Here is an 18,068-nt window from a genome sequence, read left to right on the forward strand (position 1 = left end):
ACCTTTCTCCCGCTCCGCGGTCGCGCTTCACCCGCCTTTCCCTTTGGGTCCATTCGTCATACTGCCGGTTTGGCGCGCCGGGTCCTCCGTCTCCTCCATTCCTCCGCACGCGATCACATTGGCGAGCGCCACCGAGGCTTGCGATTTCGGCCGTCGCGAAACCCCGGGCTCGCAGGCCCGGAAGACCTGCGACAGGACGATGGCAATCTCCTCGGCAACGAGGGGCCAACGCACCACGTCGGAAATTCCGGCTGCCAACAACGCATCGGCGCTGATCTCGAACGCCGTTCTGGTCGCAAGGATGATCGGAACAGACGGAAGCTCGTTATGCAGCATGGTCGCAAGTTCAGGCGATTGCCCCAGTGCGCAGACCGGCCCGACGACTACGATGTCGAACCGGTTTGGAGCTGCTTTGGCCGCAGCACGTGCAGCTTCGACCGTCGCGAAGCCCACGGCTTCGAAGCCGAGCGCAGCCAGCATTTCCTCGTCGGTGAGCAGGCGATGACGGTCACCGGCTACGAGCATCACGACCTTGCCTTGTCCCGTCAGATGTGCCGGCGGCGGCGGCTCCGCAGAGACCACTGCCGTTGCCCGCCGCAACCAGATGTCGAAATGACTGCCCTCGCCTGGACAACTGCGCACGTTGATGCCTCCGCCGTGATCGAGGATGATCTCCTTGACCGTTGCGAGTCCCAATCCGTTTCCGCTGGACCTCGTCGTGAAGAACGGCTCGAAAATCCGGTCTAGTGTCGCACCGTCCATGCCCACTCCCGTGTCCAAAACGGAAATTCGCACGTACTGGCCGGGCTCGATCGTGTCGTGGCTGAGACAGGTCGGATCGAGCACCTCGTGCAGCTCGATCTCGATCTCGATTCGCCCCGTCTCCGGTATCGCGTTCGCCGCGTTGTTGCACAGGTTCATGATGACCTGTTGCAGCTGCACGCTATCGCCAGAGACGATCAATCCTGCCGGATGCTGTCTGACGACGATTTCAATCCGGGGCGGGAGCGCAACGCGCAACAGCGAGACTGTTTCGGCGACAAGCGCCCCAATGCTGACGGGATTCCGACGGATGTCGCTGCGACGACCGAATATCAGGATTTGACTGACGAGGTCGCGGGCGCGGTCCGCGCTTCGCCGGATCCCGGCGAGATGGCGCACCAGCGGCGAACTGAGACGGGCGTGCTCTTCCATCACTTCGGCATGCCCGAGAATGCCTCCCAGGATGTTGTTGAAGTTGTGCGCGATACCGCTGGTAAAGGTGCCGATTCTCTCCATGCGGCGCGCCTGCTGCAAGCGCTTCTGCAGCCGGTTCCGTTCCTCCTCGACAGTCCGTCGCTCGACCGCATGGATGAAGGTATCCAAAGCCATGCGCAAGAGAACGAGCTCGTCGGTATGAGCCACGCGACATTTGCAACCGACGGCATCGAAGCCGAAGGCGATCATGCGACCTTGGCGATCGCTGTTGATCGCACAGGCCCATCCCCCAAGGCCCATGCGTTCCAGGAAGATCTTGTTGTCGCCCACGGACATGCGGCGCACGTCGGGCACGTGGACGACGCCTTCCCCGTCGGCCATCCGGGAGGCCAAATCGATTGCGCCTTCGGGCCAACCGGGCGGAAACTCCCTGCCCGGCTGATGCCACAGATAGCACTCTGTCGTCATGCCGGACACGACGACATAGACGCGATCGGATCCGGCAAAAGTCCCGAACGAAGCAATCGCTCGCTGGATTTCCGCTTCAATGCCTTGCGGAGTCGCATTGATGAAGCCCATCGAGATGTCCGCAATGATGTGCTCGAGCGCCGCGCGCCGATGCAGCGCGTTGGCGCGTGATTTCAACCGGAGACCCAGATAGATCAGGAGCGCTATCAGCGCGATCGAGGAGCCGTAGAGCATCACGCGATAGACACGCGCCGAATGTCGCGAGGCAACCCCCCGGTGCAGGATCGCCGTGCGCAAGGTCTCCTGATCCTGCTTTTGTCGCAGCGTCAGTGTCGTTTTCAGGATGTCGTCGACGGAAGGCAACAACCTGTGCAGGAGACGACCATGAGCGAGGAAGGGCTCGACCAGAGCCACCTGCCCGGATCCGGTCGCCTGCGCATCCAGTTCATCCAGACGCTCCTCGGCTTCCCTGACCGCAACCGACGACGTGTCCAGTGTCAGGTGGAGGATGGCCGTTGCGGCCGACCTGATGGCGAAATCCAGATCGTGCTGATCCGAATTCACCGCGAACCGTGTGAAGAAGGACAACGAGTTGTGCAGGACCGCATTCCGGCTCTTGAAACACTCGACCAGTTCCTCCTGGCGATCCACCGAAGCGGCGAGCCGGTTGATCGTCTCAGTGGTCTGGCTGTCGACCTGGGCAGTTGCGCGCAAGCGGGCGATGGCCTGACGTAGCCCATCGATCTCACTGACCAAGGGATCATAGTTGCGCAGCAGGCCTGCGCGGGCGGTGAAGAGGTCACGGTACAGCGTGTCCTCGATCATGCCAAAGCGATCGATCTCGGCCAGTGCACGGTCATAAAGCTCCGCCTCCGGATTCGCCGCGCGCCACGAGAACCAGGTGAGCAGAACCGACAGCCCGATCGCGACTGGCACCCATCGCGCGCTTCTCATGGCGTCCTTTCGCGAACGGGTTTGCCACGAAAATTGCCGGTCAAGGTGCCCAGGAAGGCGACCAGCGAGGCAACCTGCTCGTCGTTCAATGTCCGATCGAGCTGCGCAGCCGCCATCCGACGCACAGCTTCCTCGAGAGTGGCCGCGCTTCCGTCGTGAAAATATGGGCCGGTCACGGCGACATTGCGCAAGCTCGGCACACGAACCCGGAACGGCCCGCCTGCAACCAGGGGACGGAAAATGCCCTGACGAGCGATCAGATTGCCGCCGATATTGACGCCTTGATGGCACGCGCTGCAGCCGAAAGCCTTGAAGGTCTTGTAGCCTAAGAGTTCGGCCGGGGAGAGTGCGGATGCATCGCCTGCGAGCCACCGATCGAAGCGGCTGTCCGGAGTGAGCAGGGATTTCTCGAACGTCGAGATAGCATCTAGCAGGCTGTCGCGATCGACGTCGCGGCCGTAAGCAACGCGAAACTGCTTGTTCACAGCCGTGTCCGCCCGCAATTTCTGCACGGCGTCCTCAATTGTGCTGCGCATGTTGGCACGACTTCTGATCGAGGCTTCCGCCTGATCGGCAAGAGTGCGGTAGCGACCTTCCCACGTCAGACGAAAGCTCAGCGCTGCGTTGAACACGGTGGGCGTGTCGAGCTGGCCTGGTTCTGGATTCCGCCTCTTCCCCCCATCTGCTCCATTGGTGCGGATGTCGTGGCAGGATGAACATGCAAACGTCCCATCGGCGGAAAGCCGCGTATCGCCGAACAACCGCTCGCCCAGAGCGAGCTTTAGAGGATCAGCCAGCGGCGGCGGCGGGATCGGCGTGATCGGCTCACCATCCGCGTCGGCCGAAGCCGTCGAAGGCCGTCCCCTCGAGGGCTCGGGGCCGACCCTCACTCCTGCAAGCAAGGTCGATACACAGACGGTTACCAATATCCACTTCATCCCAGGTTGATTTTCCCTTTGGCTGCGCTTTCAATATCGAGACGACCGATCCCCACGTCTCGCAGGAGCCGATCGTCGATCTGCCTGCAGTTCGGTCCCAGCGCGGCGCACAGGCCTGCGCGCGCGATCGATCTGCCCAGCGTCGCCGCACAATCGACGCATACCAGGCTGGGGACGGCAGCAAGAAACCACTGACGGGCGGACTGTCGTACATCAACGGCGCCGCATCCCGAAGCGGTAGCGGCCGATGCGATTCCACGTCATCGACCAACAGGCTTGGCCGACGGACGATCTAGCGCAGGCTTCCCCGCGTGCCCTTGCGCCCAATCACTCCTCGGCTGATCAAGAGCGAGTCTGGGCGCGACCGGCGCTTCGCCTTCTTCCGCCAGATTGCGGGATGAATACATCGCACAGGCGTAGGCGGCGCAGCTGGCAAGAAATTCCGCAACCAGCAGGGAGCCGACGGCGAGTGCAGCATCGGCAATTGGTTCGGCCAAGGACATCACCGAGCCCGCGAAACCCTCCCTGATGCGCCTTCCCAGCTTGGGTTGAAGCGCCGCTTGATTGATCCGTGATAGCCGGGGCAAGAACCCCGCCTTAACGATCGTTTGTTCCTGGCGAGTTCGCCTGCCAGATCGAGGCGGCATGCCATTTTGTAGATCGTCGCCCGTCGGCTTCTTGAGCGGTAGCATGATCGTCTCCGTGTCGTGAGCATGGGAGACTCTGCAGCCGTCGCGTTTCCGGGACATTCCAACGCGAGCCGAAAAGGCTACATCTGTAATACGAATCCCAGGAGCCTTCGAAAGGGCGAGCGATGTTCCCGGCCCGTCACCGAATGAGCGGCTCCTTACTGCCCCATCGTCAAAGCCGCTCCACAGATAGCGTGAAGACATAGCCGACACCACGTTCGGTCCGGACGACGGATGGGGCGCTTGGATCTGTCTCGAGCTTGCGGCGCAGCCGAAGCACCTGCACATCGATGCTCCGGTCGTATACGTCGTCGTGCAGACGCGTCGCCTGCAGCAGATGCTCGCGGGTCAACGGCTTCTGCGGCGCATCGAGAAAGGCTATCAGCAGCGCATATTCACCCTTTGTGAGGGCGATTGGCTCGCCCTTCGCGTTGGTCAGGCGGCGCAAGCGCCGATCGATTTGCCAACTGCCAAAACGCCAGCGGCCCTCCTCGACATCACGCTGGACCGCGACCGGAGCGGCCTCTCGTCGCCTCAGAACAGCTCTGATACGAGCGACGAGCTCCCTTAGGCTGAAAGGCTTCGTTAAATAATCGTCGGCTCCGAGTTCGAGGCCAACCACGCGATCGATCTCGTCGCGCCGATGCCCCGTCGTGATGATGACCGGCACATCCGATTGCGCGCGTATCTCGCGCAGCAGATCCAGACCATCCTCCTGACCGAGACGAAGGTCGAGCACTACGAGGTCCGGTGGATTGCGGAGAAGGAGAGCCGGGACTTCCTCTCGTCGCGAAGCAGAGAGAGTCCGAATGTCGTGGTCTTCGAGATAATTGGTCACCAGATGCCGCATGGTCATGTCGTCTTCGACGACGAGACATAATGGCACCCGGCGCTCTGAGCTGTCGCTTGGGGGCAAGGAACCGATTTTACCGCGTTAGTGCCAGTTAGACGGCGAGCGCGGCTTGATCTCAGCTTTCGTAACTCCGATCTTACCGGCTCGCCGCAAACATATAAGACGGCAACCCGAAATTGCAGCACACGTTTCCGAGAGCCGACTTAGGGAGCATCGGGCTTGGCGCTCTGCCCGCGCAGAGCAGCACCATTTCCAGACGATTACAATCGCAACAAAACCCACTCGTATGATCAGGATTTTCTCAACAGATCCCCGACAGCCGCCTGCGCCTTCTCCGCAGGCAGGTTGATTGAGATACGCACTCAATAGTCGAACGGCGCAAATGCACGGTCGACGTCGATCCCTTTCGCATTGAGCGCCTGCTCGACGTCATGATGCCGACGCCCGATCTCGAATAACACGGAGTTTCAACTGGTATCCGATCGCCGGAGACCCAACCCGTCGACAGGATCATTCCATTTGGCGCGTTCGGCCAGCGGCATTGCCGATGGTTCGCGTCCCAGCACAAGAGCTGCGAGCGCATGCTATTCTGGCGCAATCCATAGCCGCAGTCCGTAGGAGATCAGCAGCACGGTGCCGACGCCGCCGAGCCAGAGGACCGCGAACCAACGCACGCGCTGCGCCAGCGTTCCTGAAGTTGACCGATCCTGCACCGGGGGTCCATTTGCCATCAATGATAGCCTTGTCCAGCCCTGACCTTTCCGCGGAACACCCAATAGGCCCATGCGGTGTACCCGAGGATCAGAGGAATCAGGATCGCGACGCCTCCCAGCATGAATAGCTGAGTGTTGTGCGGCGAGGCTGCCTGCCAGATCGTTATAGTCTGCGGCACGATGTAAGGATACATGCTGATGCCGAGCCCCGCGTAGGACAGCGCAAAAAGCGCGAGCGTTAGGAAGAACGGCTTGTAGTCATCTTTATTGGCGAGGCTGCGCGTCAGTAGCGCGGAAACGGCCGCCACTGCAATCGGCACCAGCGCGGTAAGGATGATGTTCGGCCAGCCGAACCAGCGCTGGGTGTATTGCACGCTCAGGAACGGGGTTGCAATGCTGACTATGCCGATAGCGCACAACATCGCGACCAGAAGCAGCCAGCTCAGATGATAGGCCCGGGCGCGCAATTCGCCATCAGTCTTCATCACCAGCCAGGTGGCGCCAAGCAGCGTATAGCCGATGACCAGTGAAATGCCGGTCAAGATCGAGAACGGTGTCAGCCAGTCCCACCAGCCGCCGGCGTAATGCCTCTCGGTGACACGGACGCCCTGCAGGATAGCACCGAGCGCAATGCCCTGCGCCAGCGTGGCCAGCAGTGAGCCGCCGGCAAACGCGAGGTCCCATTTGTTACGTTCGCTCCGGGTGCGCCAGCGGAATTCAAAGGCAACACCGCGGAACACGAGGCCGAGCAGCATCACGATCATCGGCGTGTAGAGCGCCGGCATCAGGACGGCATAAGCCAGCGGGAAAGCCGCCATCAGGCCCCCGCCACCCAACACCAGCCAGGTCTCGTTGCCGTCCCAGACCGGCGCGACGCTGTTCATGATGACGTCGCGGTCGGCCTTCTTCGGAAACAGCGGAAAAAGTATGCCGAGCCCGAGGTCGAAACCATCCATCACAACATAGACGAACACCGCAAACGCGATGATGAAGGCCCAGATCACGGGAAGATCGATGGTGATCATCTCAGCGTTCCCTCGGCGGCGGCGGCGGCAGCGGCGGGCGTGATACCGGCGGCGCGCGCCGGCACGTCGCTGCGCGGCCCCTGCTCGCGATGATGCGGCGGCTGTGCCATCAGGCGCAGCAGATAGATCGCGCCTGCGGTGAACACGACGAAATAGACAATGATGAAAGCGATCAACGACGAGCCGACCGCGGGCGCGGCCAGCGGCGACACCGAGTCAGCGGTCCGCAACAGGCCATATACGGTGAACGGCTGTCGGCCGGTCTCGGTGGTAATCCAGCCAGCGAGGACCGCGACAAAACCCGACGGCGCCATCGCCACAGCAATCAGATGCAGCAAGCGAGAGCTATACAGCGCACCGCGAAACCGCATCAGCAGGCTGAGCAGGCCAAGCGTCATCATCGACAATCCCATGCCGACCATGATGCGGAACGACCAGAAGGTGATCGGGACAGGCGGCCAGTCCTCGCGCGGCACAGTGTCAAGGCCGGCCATCGGCGCGTCGAGCGAATGTCTCAGGATCAGCGAGCCCAGCTTTGGTACGCCAATCGCGTAATCCAGTTTACCTGCGGCCAGGTTGGGCCAGCCGAACAGGTACAGCGGTGCGCCGTCCTTATGGCTGTCGAAATGGCCTTCCATTGCCATGATCTTAACCGGCTGGTGCTCCAGCGTATTGAGCCCGTGCTGGTCGCCAGCAAAAATCTGGATTGGCGCTACGATCGTCGCCATCCACATCGCCATTGAGAACATCACGCGCGGGCCGGCCAGATGCTGGTCGCGCAGCAGATGCCAGGCACCCACCCCGCCGACTACGAAGGCGGTGGTGAGATAGGCTGCAAGCACCATGTGCACGAGACGGTATGGGAAGGACGGGTTGAAGATCACCTTTAACCAGTCTGCCGCAACAAACTGGCCTGCATCATCGACGGCATGGCCGGCCGGCGTCTGCATCCAGGAATTGGCGGACAAGATCCAGAACGCCGAAATCAGCGTCCCGATAGCGACCATCAGGGTCGCAAAGAAATGCAGCCTCGGGCCGACGCGGTCGAGGCCGAACAGCATGACGCCGAGGAAGCCCGCCTCGAGGAAGAACGCCGTCAGCACCTCATAGGCCATAAGCGGACCGATCACGGGCCCTGTCTTGTCGGAGAAGGCCGACCAGTTCGTGCCGAATTGGTAGGACATCACAATGCCCGATACCACGCCCATGCCGAAGGCGACGGCAAAAATCTTCAGCCAATAGTTGAACAGGTTGATGAAGACCTCGCGCTTGGTGACGAGCCATAACGCCTCAAGGACCGCGAGATAACTGGCGAGCCCGATCGAAAAGGCTGGGAACACGATGTGGAACGACATCGTGAAAGCGAACTGCGCCCGGGCGAGCGTCGTCGCGTCCCAACCTTCCGACATCTGCCTTCTCCTGCGTACAACAGCCGTTGTGTTCTAGCCCACAATGACGGCTCAACAATTAGTCCGTAAGGATGATAGACGACAGAAGAGTCAACTGGGGCGTACCTTGCGTTCGCCTCGACCAAGATTGCCGAAACATCGCAGCACCGGAGCAAGGAGCGCAATGTTGCGAGAAAATATCGTCCTGGGTCGGGCGCCCCCAACACTGAGGGCCAAACCATAGTCTGCCTTTTTTGCTCCCTGTTCTCGCTTCGTCTTTGCTTGGCTCACGAATTCATCGGAGACGGAACACGCATACTTGCGCTTTTCTTTTCGACATCTGTTCAGCTGGGTAAACGAGGTTCGGCCGAGCAGCACAAAATATCATTCTGGCTTGCCCGGAAAAACAAGTGCTTGATCATCTAGATTGTCGTCGGAAAGTCCGTGAACGCCTGCACGGTCGTGCATCTCGATCAAAGACGGCATTGCCGCAGCATACAACTCTGTAGACTGCGGTCGCCTCACATAAACGATCGAAAGAGCCATGATCAGGACCAAGACAACAAAAGACGCACCAAAACAATGTACCATCAAATAGTCCTGACCTGCGCGTGCTTATCACTTGATGGACAATGACGATTTCAAGGGCGCACGCCATGTTCGGCGAACGCCACAAGGACGGTCTCCTGCACGTAGCGCTCGATGACAGCCGCAGAGGCGACCGCGATAAGGACGACGCAGAGCAACGAAGCGACGAAAGCCCGCATGAAATGATGTTCCTTTTCGACTTTTTGCTTGATTACGGATAGCGCCGTTTAGTTAGTGAGTATAAACGCTTTCAGTTCGATATCGATGAACGTTCGCCCAACCTTGCCGACCGCGGCGTAAAAGTCTGCTGATCTTGTCCGTTCAAGATCATCGAAGAATTGGATCATCCAGCTTGAGACGTGTTCGTGAAAGAAGACACGCTCAGCACCAGCGTCCACTGAGACGCGCCCGCTGGCAATGGCGGCCATGACTTCGCACACCAGTGACGCGTGATCTTCCGGCTCGTTTTGATTTTGTGCCATCGCAAGGTTCAGCGACAGCAATGTTTCACGTAATTGTACCAGTGGCCTGCCATACAAGGTATGCGACATATAGTGGGATGCGTAGGGGAGCAACGCCTCTTCGCCCAAACCTGAAAAAAGGGCAAAAAACTCCCGCGCAACGGTCTGCTCATTTGACCGATGGGCCGCATGAGCAAGGTTGGCGTGCGCTACTCCCAACGGGCTTTGATCTGCCTCTATTGCTGAGATTCGACGCAAGAGGAGATCGTCAGGGCTGCGCGTCAGCAGTGCCGCCAGCAAGGCGTATTCTTTCGACCTAGCCAGATCAAGCTCGTCTTTGATCTCCACAACTACGTTCCCATTTCGACTTCGCCCGCTTTAGCACGGCAGAGCGCTACCATGGCGCTCCGCCGTCCGCGGAAGTTTGATTTCGGCCGCCACAGCTGGCGAACGCGGAGTTATACAGGGGCAGTCAGAGACCTTAAGCCCGTCACTTCGACACTGGCCAGGTAGGCGGACCCGACGGCTCGATGAGAGAGCTCGTTGGTAGAACCTCCGGCCAGAACATCAACCCATCCAGCGTCGGCGGATCTCCAATTGAGGCAGGTTCCTGCCTCACTCTCTTCTGCAAATACGCGACCAGATCGGAGCAGTTAACTCGAGCGGCCCAAATCCAGACATTGCGTCAGAATCGTTGAAATTCCACTGATTGTCGGCAATCCCGATGAAGTCGCGGATGGCTGGGTCAGCAGTCCAAGCTCGACGTAGTGCTGCACGCGCCAAGTCCTTCGGAACACCGCAGCGTAGATACGCGGAGATGTCAGTCCGATCGGAAATTGATTCGACCGCCGGCAAAACCGCTGGAGCAAATGCGCCATCGGCCTTACTTTGAAACGCGCTCCGCGCGGCCTTTTGCTGCGGTACAGAGTTATCGTGCCCCTTTATCTTTTGCTTAAGCCGCGCCCATCGAAGAAAGACAGTACCGTCTCGCACTATTCTGCCCCTCAAAAACAAGGAAGCACTAACGTATACGCTGTCGCTTGACAAAAGCGCGCTCTACGTGATGCTCGGCAACGAAACGGCTGATGATATTGTATATTCCGATCGGCATAGGCACGGCTTCCACCAGACTATCGCCTGAATCGGTAAACGCCTCGCCTTCCGCCGGATCGGCAGTAATCGCAACCAACTCTAATGGGGGATCTGACCCTGTAGGCCGAACCTTGACCCAAAGCGCGGGCGAGCCAGACGACAGATTTTCGCGGTAGCCGGTGGTTTCGGTGCGATGCAACTCGATAACAGCTTCGCCAGCGTAAAACAGCTTAGCTTTGCCATTGTCTCCGATTACGGTCCACGGTTTTGCAGACGGCTCGCCTGCGAAGACAAAAGCAGGTCGCCACAGAAAATCGAGCCATTGGCTGTTCGCCTTACGTCGTTCTATTGCGACCCCAACGACGATGCTTACAAGAGTAGTAGAGATCACCCTGTTATCTCCCTTAATCTCAGTTCGCGACATGCGAGATTTATGCAATAGACATCCCAGAAGTATGCGTCGCTCTAACTTTGCTCGGACAGATCGTGATCGAATGGGCCTACGGAGGATGCCGTCCGATCTCTTGGCATCGAATCGTGCAGGAAATCATCTGTGGTGCGGACTTTCCGACTTGGCGAACTGTCGAGCCTTGGTCCCTTTGCCACGATAAATCCGACCCTGCAGTCACCGCACATCTTTATGGCGTCCAGGCTCTGACCCGAGCCCGAATACATCCAATGCTGGCCTTCGAGCTTGGTGATTACACGCTCGATGCTACTCCTAACGCCGAACGGCTTGCCGCATTGGATGCAGCAAAACGGCTCTTCCTCCTTGAGGACCTTAATCGGCGCGCGACTAGCGCGGAAATCGATCTGGGGCACCAGCGTGATGACGTTCTCCGGACACGTCGTCCGACACAGGCCGCACTGAACGCAGGAGTCTTCGACGAACCGCAATGCCGGGCGCTCGGGGTCGTCGCGCAGGGCGCCGGTCGGGCAGGCCGAGACGCACGATAGACAAAGCGTGCAGCCCGCCGCATCAATCTCGATGGCCCCTAACGGGGCACCCGCGGGCAACGGAACGACATCGACGGGTGCAGGTGCAGCGCGGTGAAGCTCGACGAGTGCAAAACGCAACACGTCGCGCTTGGGGCCCACGGGGCGGAAACTCGTAGGGTGTGGCGCCGGCGCGTCGGCCGGAGCTTTGCCGAGCGCCTCGATCAGTTGGTCAGGATCATCGGTCGCGATGACTGAGAGGCGGTCGGGGCCAAAACCGAGCCCGACAAGAATAGGCTCAGCCAGGGCGATAGTCCGCGTCACTCCGGAGACGTCATGGCGCGGTTTTGCGCGTATCAGGAAGCGCAGCGCTGAGGCGCCGTATGCCAAAGCCGCCATGATGGTCTCGAGCCCAACCTGCGTAACTTCATTAACCGCGAATGGCAGTACGTTTGCCGGCAAGCCGGCACCGAATCGCGCCAGCGCGTCGATCAGCTGTGCACCGTGGCTCTCGTCATGGACAAGAACAACGGCCCGCTCACCGGCGGCCTGACGATATGCGATCACCATGGCGCGGAGCCTTCTGACTAGTGCGTCTTCGGGCGGCAGCGCATATGACGGGGCTCCGGTGGGACAGCTTGTTGCACATTGGCCACAGCCCGCGCAGATATTGGGATCGATCGCCACATGGTTGCCGGCAGGCGCGATCGCGCTGGCAGGACAGACGTCGAGACAACGGGTGCACCCGATCTGTTTCGACCGAGAGTGCGTGCAAAGTCCGGCGTCGAAAGCGATGTAGCGCGGTTTCTCGAAAGTCCCGACGAGATCGCGCGCCTTGAGTACAGCCCGGAGGATTGCGCCCGGACTGGCGGGGTCCGCGCGCAAATAACCGTCGCGCAGATCTGACGGAAGCAGCGCGGGCCCGCCAGTCAGGTCCAGTACAATGTCGCATACCGAACGGGCGTTGTTCCGCGATGGACCAAACGTCAGGACGCGCCGCGAGGACCTTGCAGCTTCGACGAAATCGTCGACCACCACGTTGAACGCACCCAGATGGCCGCTGACGGCTCGTATCCGACCCTTGGCGATCGGAAAATCGGCCCCGCGCGGCGGCGTAATAGAGGCTGGTGGCACGATCATCACCGTGACGTCGAGATGATCCTTCAGTAGCTCGCCAGCCTCGATCGCAGCTTCGTCTCGACCGTAGATCAAAATGATGCCGCTGCTTTCCAGCTGGACCATTGGCACTGGTGTGGTGGCTTCGGTCGCGGCGGCCAGCAGAGCTGCCATCTTCGGTCCGGCGCGATCGGAATCTCCGGACCAACCCGCGGTCTCGCGGAGATTGGCGAACTCTATCGGATTGGAGCGATCATTTTCGGCTGCTATCTGCCTAAACAGTGTCGCTCGCTCCGTGCACCCTACCGTGAGCGGAACATCTTCGTTGGCAACAGCTTTGAACCGGTCCAACTCGGTGCTGCACAGATGCGTTGTAGCGGTAACGCCACCGCGACAGGCGCCGCTGATTGTAGTTACGTCGAGCGGCATCGACCCTTCGCAGGAGCAGATCAGTATTCGCCTGTCAGATTTCGGGACGCTAGTCACGGTATCCTACTTCCTCGAAGCGCCTCATTCCGCTTGCGCTACCGACGTTTGCCTGCCTTCGGCGAGCTTTTCGGTCAGCCAGCGATCGTGGTGCTCTCGGGCCCAATTGATATCGACCTCGCCGGTGCCCATGGCCTCGAACGCGCCCTCCATACCGAGCGTGCCGATATAAATGTGTCCCAGGATCAACGCGATGAACAGGATCGCTACGACCGCGTGCGCGATCTGGGCGATCTGCATGTCCGCAATATCGGTTCCGTAGAAGGGAAACAGCAGCACGAATCCCGATACGGAGACAGCGAGGCCAGCGGCGACCGATAGCCAGTAGACAAATTTCTCACCGAGATTGAAGCGTCCCGCGGGCGCATGTTTCGACTTGATGAAGCCGCCGCCTTGCCTGACCCAGTCGATGTCGACCTTCCGGAGGAGATTGTCCTTGAAGAAGAGAACCGTGATCAGGACAAGGCCTGTCAGAAAGGCGAAGCTCGTGAAATTGTGCACGTACTTCGCGATCTGGGAAATGTCGGAGAACAGTTCCGGGCCGACCAGCGGCCGCAGCAGGACCTTGCCAAAAGTGACGTTCAGGCCCGTCAACCCGAGCAAGACGAACGACACAGCGGTCAACCAGTGACAGAACCGCTCGAAAGCCTTGAAGCGGACGATCGTCTGTCCGGAGCGCCCGGCCTCGATGCGAAGCCGGCCCATAATCAGATAGGCGAGCGCCAGCATGGCGACCGTGCCAACGATGACCAGTGCGCCGCCCCAGCGCAACAGCACCTCGTGGAAATAATCCCAGGTTCGTCCCATCGGCTGCATCAGCACGCTGGCTTTCACGTCGGGAATGTCGATCCGGCCCTGGATGCGCGGGGCCTGCTCGAGCAGCATCTTCTGGTCGGTCACGCTGGCGGTCGGATTGGGCGCCCCGTCGGGCCCGAACTTCTGGGCGAACGCTGATGCTGTCGTAACCCCGAGCAGCATCAGCAGGAACGCTATGTTGCGAATGCATGCGAAAGCCGTCATGGTGGATACCCAATCTTCGTCTCTAATCTTCGCGCACCCACCGGCAGCAAGCGCGGGTCGTTAAGTCTTGACGTCCTCGTGATAGGCCGTCGTCCAGCCCCAGGCACCGGAGCCGTAACCGCGCTTCTTGACGCGTTCCTCGTAGAGTTGCGCAATGATGTCGCCATCGCCCGCGAGCAGCGACTTGGTCGAGCACATCTCGGCGCACATCGGCAGCTTGCCTTCGCCGAAGCGGTTCGAGCCGTATTTTGCATATTCCTCGGCGCTGCCCGGCCCCTCTGGCCCGCCGCCGCCAGCGCAATAGGTGCATTTGTCCATCTTGCCGCGGGAGCCGAAGTTTCCGACCTGCGGATACTGCGGCGCTCCGAACGGACAGGCGTAGAAGCAATAGCCGCAGCCGATGCACAGATCCTTATTGTGCAGGACGATTCCGTCGTCGGTCGGATAGATGCATTTGACCGGGCACACCGAGGCGCAAGGCGCATCGGTGCAGTGCATGCAGGCCATCGACACTGACCGCTCACCGGGCTGGCCGTCGTTGATTGTGACGACACGGCGCCGGTTGATGCCCCAGGGCACCTCGTTCTCGTTCTTGCAGGCGGTCACACAGGCATTGCAGTCGATGCAACGGTCCGCGTCACAGAGGAATTTCATGCGCGCCATCGGTCCAACCTCTCACGCGGCCCTGATCTGACACAGCGTGGCTTTTGGTTCCTGCATGCCGGTGGCAGGATCATAGCCATAGGTTGTCAGCGTATTGACGCTCTCACCGAGCACGATGGGATCGGTGCCCGCCGGGTATTTCGCGCGGAGATCGGCGCCCTCATACCAGCCAGCGAAATGAAAGGGCATCCAGGCCACGCCTTTGCCGACGCGTTCGGTCACTTGCGCCTTCATCCGGGCCCGCGAGCCGTTCTCCGCACCCGTCACCCAGACCCAGCCGCCGTCGACGATGCCGCGTTCGGCCGCATCCGCCGGATTGATCTCGACATACATGTGCTGCTTCAATTCGGCGAGCCATTTGTTTGACCGTGTTTCCTCGCCACCGCCCTCGTATTCGACCAGGCGGCCCGAGCTTAGGATCAGCGGGAACTGCTTCGCGATTGCGCGGTCGACAGCGGCCTTCTGTACGGAGAAGCCGATATTGGGCACACGGAATTGCTTCGCGTCAGGCAAGGTCGGATAGTCGGCTACGAGATCGGGCCGCGGCGTGTAGATCGGCTCGCGATGCACCGGAACTGGGTCGGGAAGATTCCACGCAATCATGCGAGCCTTGGCGTTTCCGTAGGGCGAGCAGCCGTGCTCGATCGCGACCCGCTGGATGCCGCCGGAAAGATCGGTCGACCACGACACCTTGTCGGGATCAACCGGATTGATGCGCGCGATCACCTTGAGCTCCTGCGCGGTGAGATCCTTGTCCCAGCCGAGCTTCTTAAGCACGCCGAGGGTGAATTCGGGATAGCCGTCCTTGATCTCCGAACCGACGGAGTACGAGCCCTCTGCGAGGAGATTATCGTGAACTTCCCGCTCCACTTCCTGCCCGTTCTCCACCACCTTGCGCTTGACGACGCGTTCGACCCCGAACCGCGCGCGAAAGGTGCCGCCGCCTTCTTTCACGGGAAGATTGGTGTTGTAGAGAATCGGTGTGCCCGGATGCTTGAATTCCGGCGTGCCCCAGCATGGCCATGGCAGGCCGTAATATTCCCCGCCCACCTCGGGATCGTCCTTCGGCGCCCGAAGCGTTACCAGATCGAACTTGTGCTGGTTGCGCATATGCGCCTTGAGCCGCTCCGGCGACTGTCCGCAATATCCGGTCGACCAACCGCCGCGATTGATCTCGCGCAGGATGTCCTCCGCCGAAACCGCGCCGTTCTCGACCTTGATGTTCTTGAACATCAGGTCGGCAAAGCCGAGCTTGCGGGCGAGCATGTACATCGTGTCGTAATCGTTCTTCGCCTCGAAGACCGGATCGACGATCTTCTCGCCCCATTGCAGCGAGCGGTTGGAGTTGGTGCGCGAGCCATCCATCTCGAAACTCGTGCAGGCGGGCAACAAGTAGGTGCCATTCTTCCGCTCCGACAGCACCGACCACGCTGTCGGATAGGGGTCGCAGACCACCAGCATCTCGAGCTTCTCGATGCCCTTCACGGCCTCAGGCATTCGAGTGATGGTATTGACGCCGTGTCCCATGATGAACATGGCCTGCACCGGATTGGGCTGACTGATCTGATTCTTCGGCAGCAAGGCTGCGTCGAACCAGCGCGTGCTCGGGATCCCCGGGGTCTCCATCAGCTTCTTGTCGGGGAAACGCGACTTCATCCAGTCGTAATCGACCTCCCACACCCGGCACCAATGCCGCCAAGCCTCTTCAGCCAGGCCATAGTAAAGCGGCAAGGAGGTGACATCGAGACCGAGGTCGGTCGCGCCTTGCACGTTCGTATGACCGCGGAAGATGTTGGCGCCGGCACCTAGCATCCCCACGTTCCCGGTGGCGAGCAACAACAGGCAACTGGCCCGGACATTGGCGGTTCCGGTGGCGAACTGGGTCTGCCCCATCGCCCAGATCAGCGTGGCCGGCTTCTGCGTCGCGAACAATTGGGCGACGTGCTTGACCTGCGCCTCGGGCAGGCCGGTAACGCGCTCGACCTCCTTGGGAGGCCACTTTGCAATTTCCTTTCGGACTTCATCAAGTCCATAGACACGTTGACTGAGGAATTCCTTGTCTTCCCACCCATTCTCGAAGATGTGCCACAACATGCCGTAAATCGTGGCGATATGCGTGCCGGGGCGAACCCGGACGTACTCGGTCGCGTGCGCGGCCGTTCGCGTCATCCGGGGATCGACCACGATCATGTTGGCGCTGTTGAGCTCCTTGCCTTCGAGAATGTGCTGCAGGGACACCGGGTGAGCTTCGGCAGGATTACCGCCCATGAGCAGGATGGTCTTGGCGTTGCGGATGTCGTTGTAGCTATTGGTCATCGCACCGTAACCCCAGGTATTGGCTACGCCGGTGACCGTTGTCGAGTGACAGATCCGCGCCTGATGATCGGAATTGTTGGTGCCCCAGAACGCCGCGAGCTTGCGATTGAGATAGGCGGCCTCGTTGGTGAACTTCGCGGAACCGAGCCAATAGACCGAGTCGGGCCCCGCTTTCTGGCGGATGTCCAATAGCTTGTCGCCGATCTCGTCGATCGCCTTCTCCCAAGAGATACGCGTCCACCGTCCGTCAACGAGCTTGACCGGATAGCGCAGGCGTCGCTCGTTCAGCACGTCGTCGCGAACCGCAGCACCCTTGCAACAATGCGAACCGCGATTGACCGGACTGCCGAAGTCGGGCTCCTGTCCAATCCACACGCCGTTGGCGACCTTGGCGATTACCGAGCAGCCGACCGAGCAATGCGTACAGATATTCTTCCGGATCGTAACCGACGCGCCGACGGGCGGCGGTGGTCCCGCCTCTACCTTCCGCACGCTATGCAGCGCAAGTTCACCCACCGCCGCCAATGCGCCAGCCGTAATTCCCGATTGCTTCAGAAATGTGCGCCTGTCCAGCTTCCCCGATGCTTCGTCAGTCACCGCATCGATTCGGTTGGCACGCTCTGGCCGACGGTCAGACTTCCTGATCAGCACGGAAGCCTCCTATCGAGCAGGATAGCTGTTTACGCGATAGAAATTCCTGACTTCCTGTGAGTCAGGTCGATAGCGAGCCCTACGCTTCTGATCAAGATCGACAAGCTTCGCCGCAGCCGCCGTCGACATGACCGGACCCGCAGCCAATGTGCAGACACTAACAAAAGTGAGCCAAAGTATGTCACGTCGAATCAGCTTCGGTGCTTGATCATCCTTCAATGAAGTGCACTCCCCGATGGAACGACCAGCGACGGCCGAACTGAAGTAAGCGATCGACATCAATCGATATGCCGCACAGCCTTACTTCTGGAGCTACTTGGGTAGCCTCGAGCGCCCAGATAGGGAATCATATCATCGTATAAGTAGCCAACCGAGAAAGGACCGCCGTCACCATTGGTTCCGCTATGACCCTTCAATCGTCGCACGTAGTACAACTTCGTCGGATCAGACTTCGTGTCGGCTTCTATGTGGGGTGTGCCTCTTCGAGCAGGCAGGGGCGATAGGTTGATTTGAC

16 protein-coding genes are annotated in these 18,068 nt (G+C 60.2%); 1 reads left to right on the top strand and 15 read right to left on the bottom strand.

Going from position 1 to position 18,068, the window contains the following annotated elements; genetic code table 11:
- Positions 1-27: 27 nt before the first annotated feature.
- From I6F28_RS25955 to I6F28_RS25990, 8 genes are all read right to left on the bottom strand, one after another.
- On the bottom strand, positions 28-2,601 hold the full coding sequence (locus tag I6F28_RS25955; RefSeq protein ID WP_346656746.1) for a two-component system VirA-like sensor kinase: 2,574 nt from the start codon (positions 2,599-2,601) through the stop codon (positions 28-30).
- Between the two features lie 14 nt (positions 2,602-2,615).
- Positions 2,616-3,557 (bottom strand): cytochrome-c peroxidase, encoded by a 942-nt coding sequence (locus tag I6F28_RS25960; protein ID WP_225141788.1) that lies wholly within the window; start codon positions 3,555-3,557, stop codon positions 2,616-2,618.
- 260 nt (positions 3,558-3,817) lie between these two features.
- Positions 3,818-4,249, bottom strand: a complete 432-nt coding sequence (locus I6F28_RS25965) for a hypothetical protein (RefSeq protein WP_225141789.1) — start codon at positions 4,247-4,249, stop codon at positions 3,818-3,820.
- A 169-nt stretch (positions 4,250-4,418) separates the two neighbouring features.
- On the bottom strand, positions 4,419-5,171 hold the full coding sequence (locus tag I6F28_RS25970) for a response regulator (RefSeq protein ID WP_346656749.1): 753 nt from the start codon (positions 5,169-5,171) through the stop codon (positions 4,419-4,421).
- Between the two features lie 512 nt (positions 5,172-5,683).
- Complete coding sequence (locus tag I6F28_RS25975; protein WP_225141793.1) at positions 5,684-5,830, bottom strand: DUF2474 domain-containing protein; 147 nt, start codon at positions 5,828-5,830, stop codon at positions 5,684-5,686.
- Positions 5,830-6,837, bottom strand: coding sequence for a cytochrome d ubiquinol oxidase subunit II (cydB, locus tag I6F28_RS25980; protein WP_249782072.1), 1,008 nt, complete (start codon positions 6,835-6,837; stop codon positions 5,830-5,832). Before cydB ends, I6F28_RS25975 begins: the two co-directional genes overlap by 1 nt.
- Entirely contained in the window at positions 6,834-8,246 is a 1,413-nt protein-coding gene (locus I6F28_RS25985) for a cytochrome ubiquinol oxidase subunit I (RefSeq protein ID WP_225141795.1), read from the bottom strand. Before I6F28_RS25985 ends, cydB begins: the two co-directional genes overlap by 4 nt.
- Positions 8,247-8,609: 363 nt before the next feature.
- The gene (locus tag I6F28_RS25990; protein ID WP_225141797.1) at positions 8,610-8,816 is read right to left on the bottom strand and encodes a hypothetical protein; all 207 of its coding nucleotides are present in this window, start codon (positions 8,814-8,816) and stop codon (positions 8,610-8,612) included.
- A 65-nt stretch (positions 8,817-8,881) separates the two neighbouring features.
- Between I6F28_RS25990 and I6F28_RS25995 the strand changes: the two genes are divergently transcribed.
- Positions 8,882-9,034, top strand: coding sequence for a hypothetical protein (locus I6F28_RS25995; protein WP_225141799.1), 153 nt, complete (start codon positions 8,882-8,884; stop codon positions 9,032-9,034).
- Positions 9,035-9,040: 6 nt separating this feature from the next.
- Here the strand turns inward: I6F28_RS25995 and I6F28_RS26000 are convergent, their stop codons facing one another.
- From I6F28_RS26000 to I6F28_RS26030, 7 genes are all read right to left on the bottom strand, one after another.
- On the bottom strand, positions 9,041-9,622 hold the full coding sequence (locus I6F28_RS26000) for a TorD/DmsD family molecular chaperone (protein ID WP_225141800.1): 582 nt from the start codon (positions 9,620-9,622) through the stop codon (positions 9,041-9,043).
- Positions 9,623-9,889: 267 nt separating this feature from the next.
- Positions 9,890-10,267, bottom strand: coding sequence for a DUF3306 domain-containing protein (locus tag I6F28_RS26005; protein WP_225141801.1), 378 nt, complete (start codon positions 10,265-10,267; stop codon positions 9,890-9,892).
- Between the two features lie 28 nt (positions 10,268-10,295).
- Positions 10,296-10,757 carry a DUF3305 domain-containing protein gene (locus tag I6F28_RS26010; protein WP_225141802.1) on the bottom strand — a complete coding sequence of 154 codons (462 nt, stop codon included), beginning with the start codon at positions 10,755-10,757 and terminating at the stop codon, positions 10,296-10,298.
- 74 nt (positions 10,758-10,831) lie between these two features.
- Positions 10,832-12,847: a 4Fe-4S binding protein gene (locus I6F28_RS26015; protein WP_225141803.1), complete on the bottom strand. Its 2,016-nt coding sequence runs from the start codon at positions 12,845-12,847 to the stop codon at positions 10,832-10,834.
- Positions 12,848-12,928: 81 nt separating this feature from the next.
- Positions 12,929-13,924, bottom strand: coding sequence for a formate dehydrogenase subunit gamma (locus tag I6F28_RS26020; protein WP_225141804.1), 996 nt, complete (start codon positions 13,922-13,924; stop codon positions 12,929-12,931).
- A 60-nt stretch (positions 13,925-13,984) separates the two neighbouring features.
- Entirely contained in the window at positions 13,985-14,587 is a 603-nt protein-coding gene (gene fdh3B / locus I6F28_RS26025; protein WP_225141805.1) for a formate dehydrogenase FDH3 subunit beta, read from the bottom strand.
- A gap of 12 nt (positions 14,588-14,599) precedes the next feature.
- Positions 14,600-17,500, bottom strand: a complete 2,901-nt coding sequence (locus I6F28_RS26030; RefSeq protein WP_524536115.1) for a formate dehydrogenase subunit alpha — start codon at positions 17,498-17,500, stop codon at positions 14,600-14,602.
- Between the last annotated feature and the right edge of the window lie 568 nt (positions 17,501-18,068).

The sequence above is a fragment of the Bradyrhizobium sp. NBAIM14 genome (assembly GCF_020193895.1).
Classification (GTDB): Bacteria; Pseudomonadota; Alphaproteobacteria; order Rhizobiales; family Xanthobacteraceae; genus Bradyrhizobium; species Bradyrhizobium yuanmingense.

Bases quoted from the DNA above. Each gene is read 5' to 3' on its own strand.
- I6F28_RS25960 (WP_225141788.1), bottom strand. From the start codon at position 3,557: ATGAAGTGGATATTGGTAACCGTCTGTGTATCGACCTTGCTTGCAGGA.
- I6F28_RS25965 (WP_225141789.1), bottom strand. From the start codon at position 4,249: ATGCTACCGCTCAAGAAGCCGACGGGCGACGATCTACAAAATGGCATG.
- I6F28_RS25975 (WP_225141793.1), bottom strand. From the start codon at position 5,830: ATGGCAAATGGACCCCCGGTGCAGGATCGGTCAACTTCAGGAACGCTG.
- cydB (WP_249782072.1), bottom strand. From the start codon at position 6,837: ATGATCACCATCGATCTTCCCGTGATCTGGGCCTTCATCATCGCGTTT.
- I6F28_RS25985 (WP_225141795.1), bottom strand. From the start codon at position 8,246: ATGTCGGAAGGTTGGGACGCGACGACGCTCGCCCGGGCGCAGTTCGCT.
- I6F28_RS25990 (WP_225141797.1), bottom strand. From the start codon at position 8,816: ATGGTACATTGTTTTGGTGCGTCTTTTGTTGTCTTGGTCCTGATCATG.
- I6F28_RS25995 (WP_225141799.1), top strand. From the start codon at position 8,882: ATGTTCGGCGAACGCCACAAGGACGGTCTCCTGCACGTAGCGCTCGAT.
- I6F28_RS26015 (WP_225141803.1), bottom strand. From the start codon at position 12,847: ATGCCGCTCGACGTAACTACAATCAGCGGCGCCTGTCGCGGTGGCGTT.
- I6F28_RS26020 (WP_225141804.1), bottom strand. From the start codon at position 13,924: ATGACGGCTTTCGCATGCATTCGCAACATAGCGTTCCTGCTGATGCTG.
- fdh3B (WP_225141805.1), bottom strand. From the start codon at position 14,587: ATGGCGCGCATGAAATTCCTCTGTGACGCGGACCGTTGCATCGACTGC.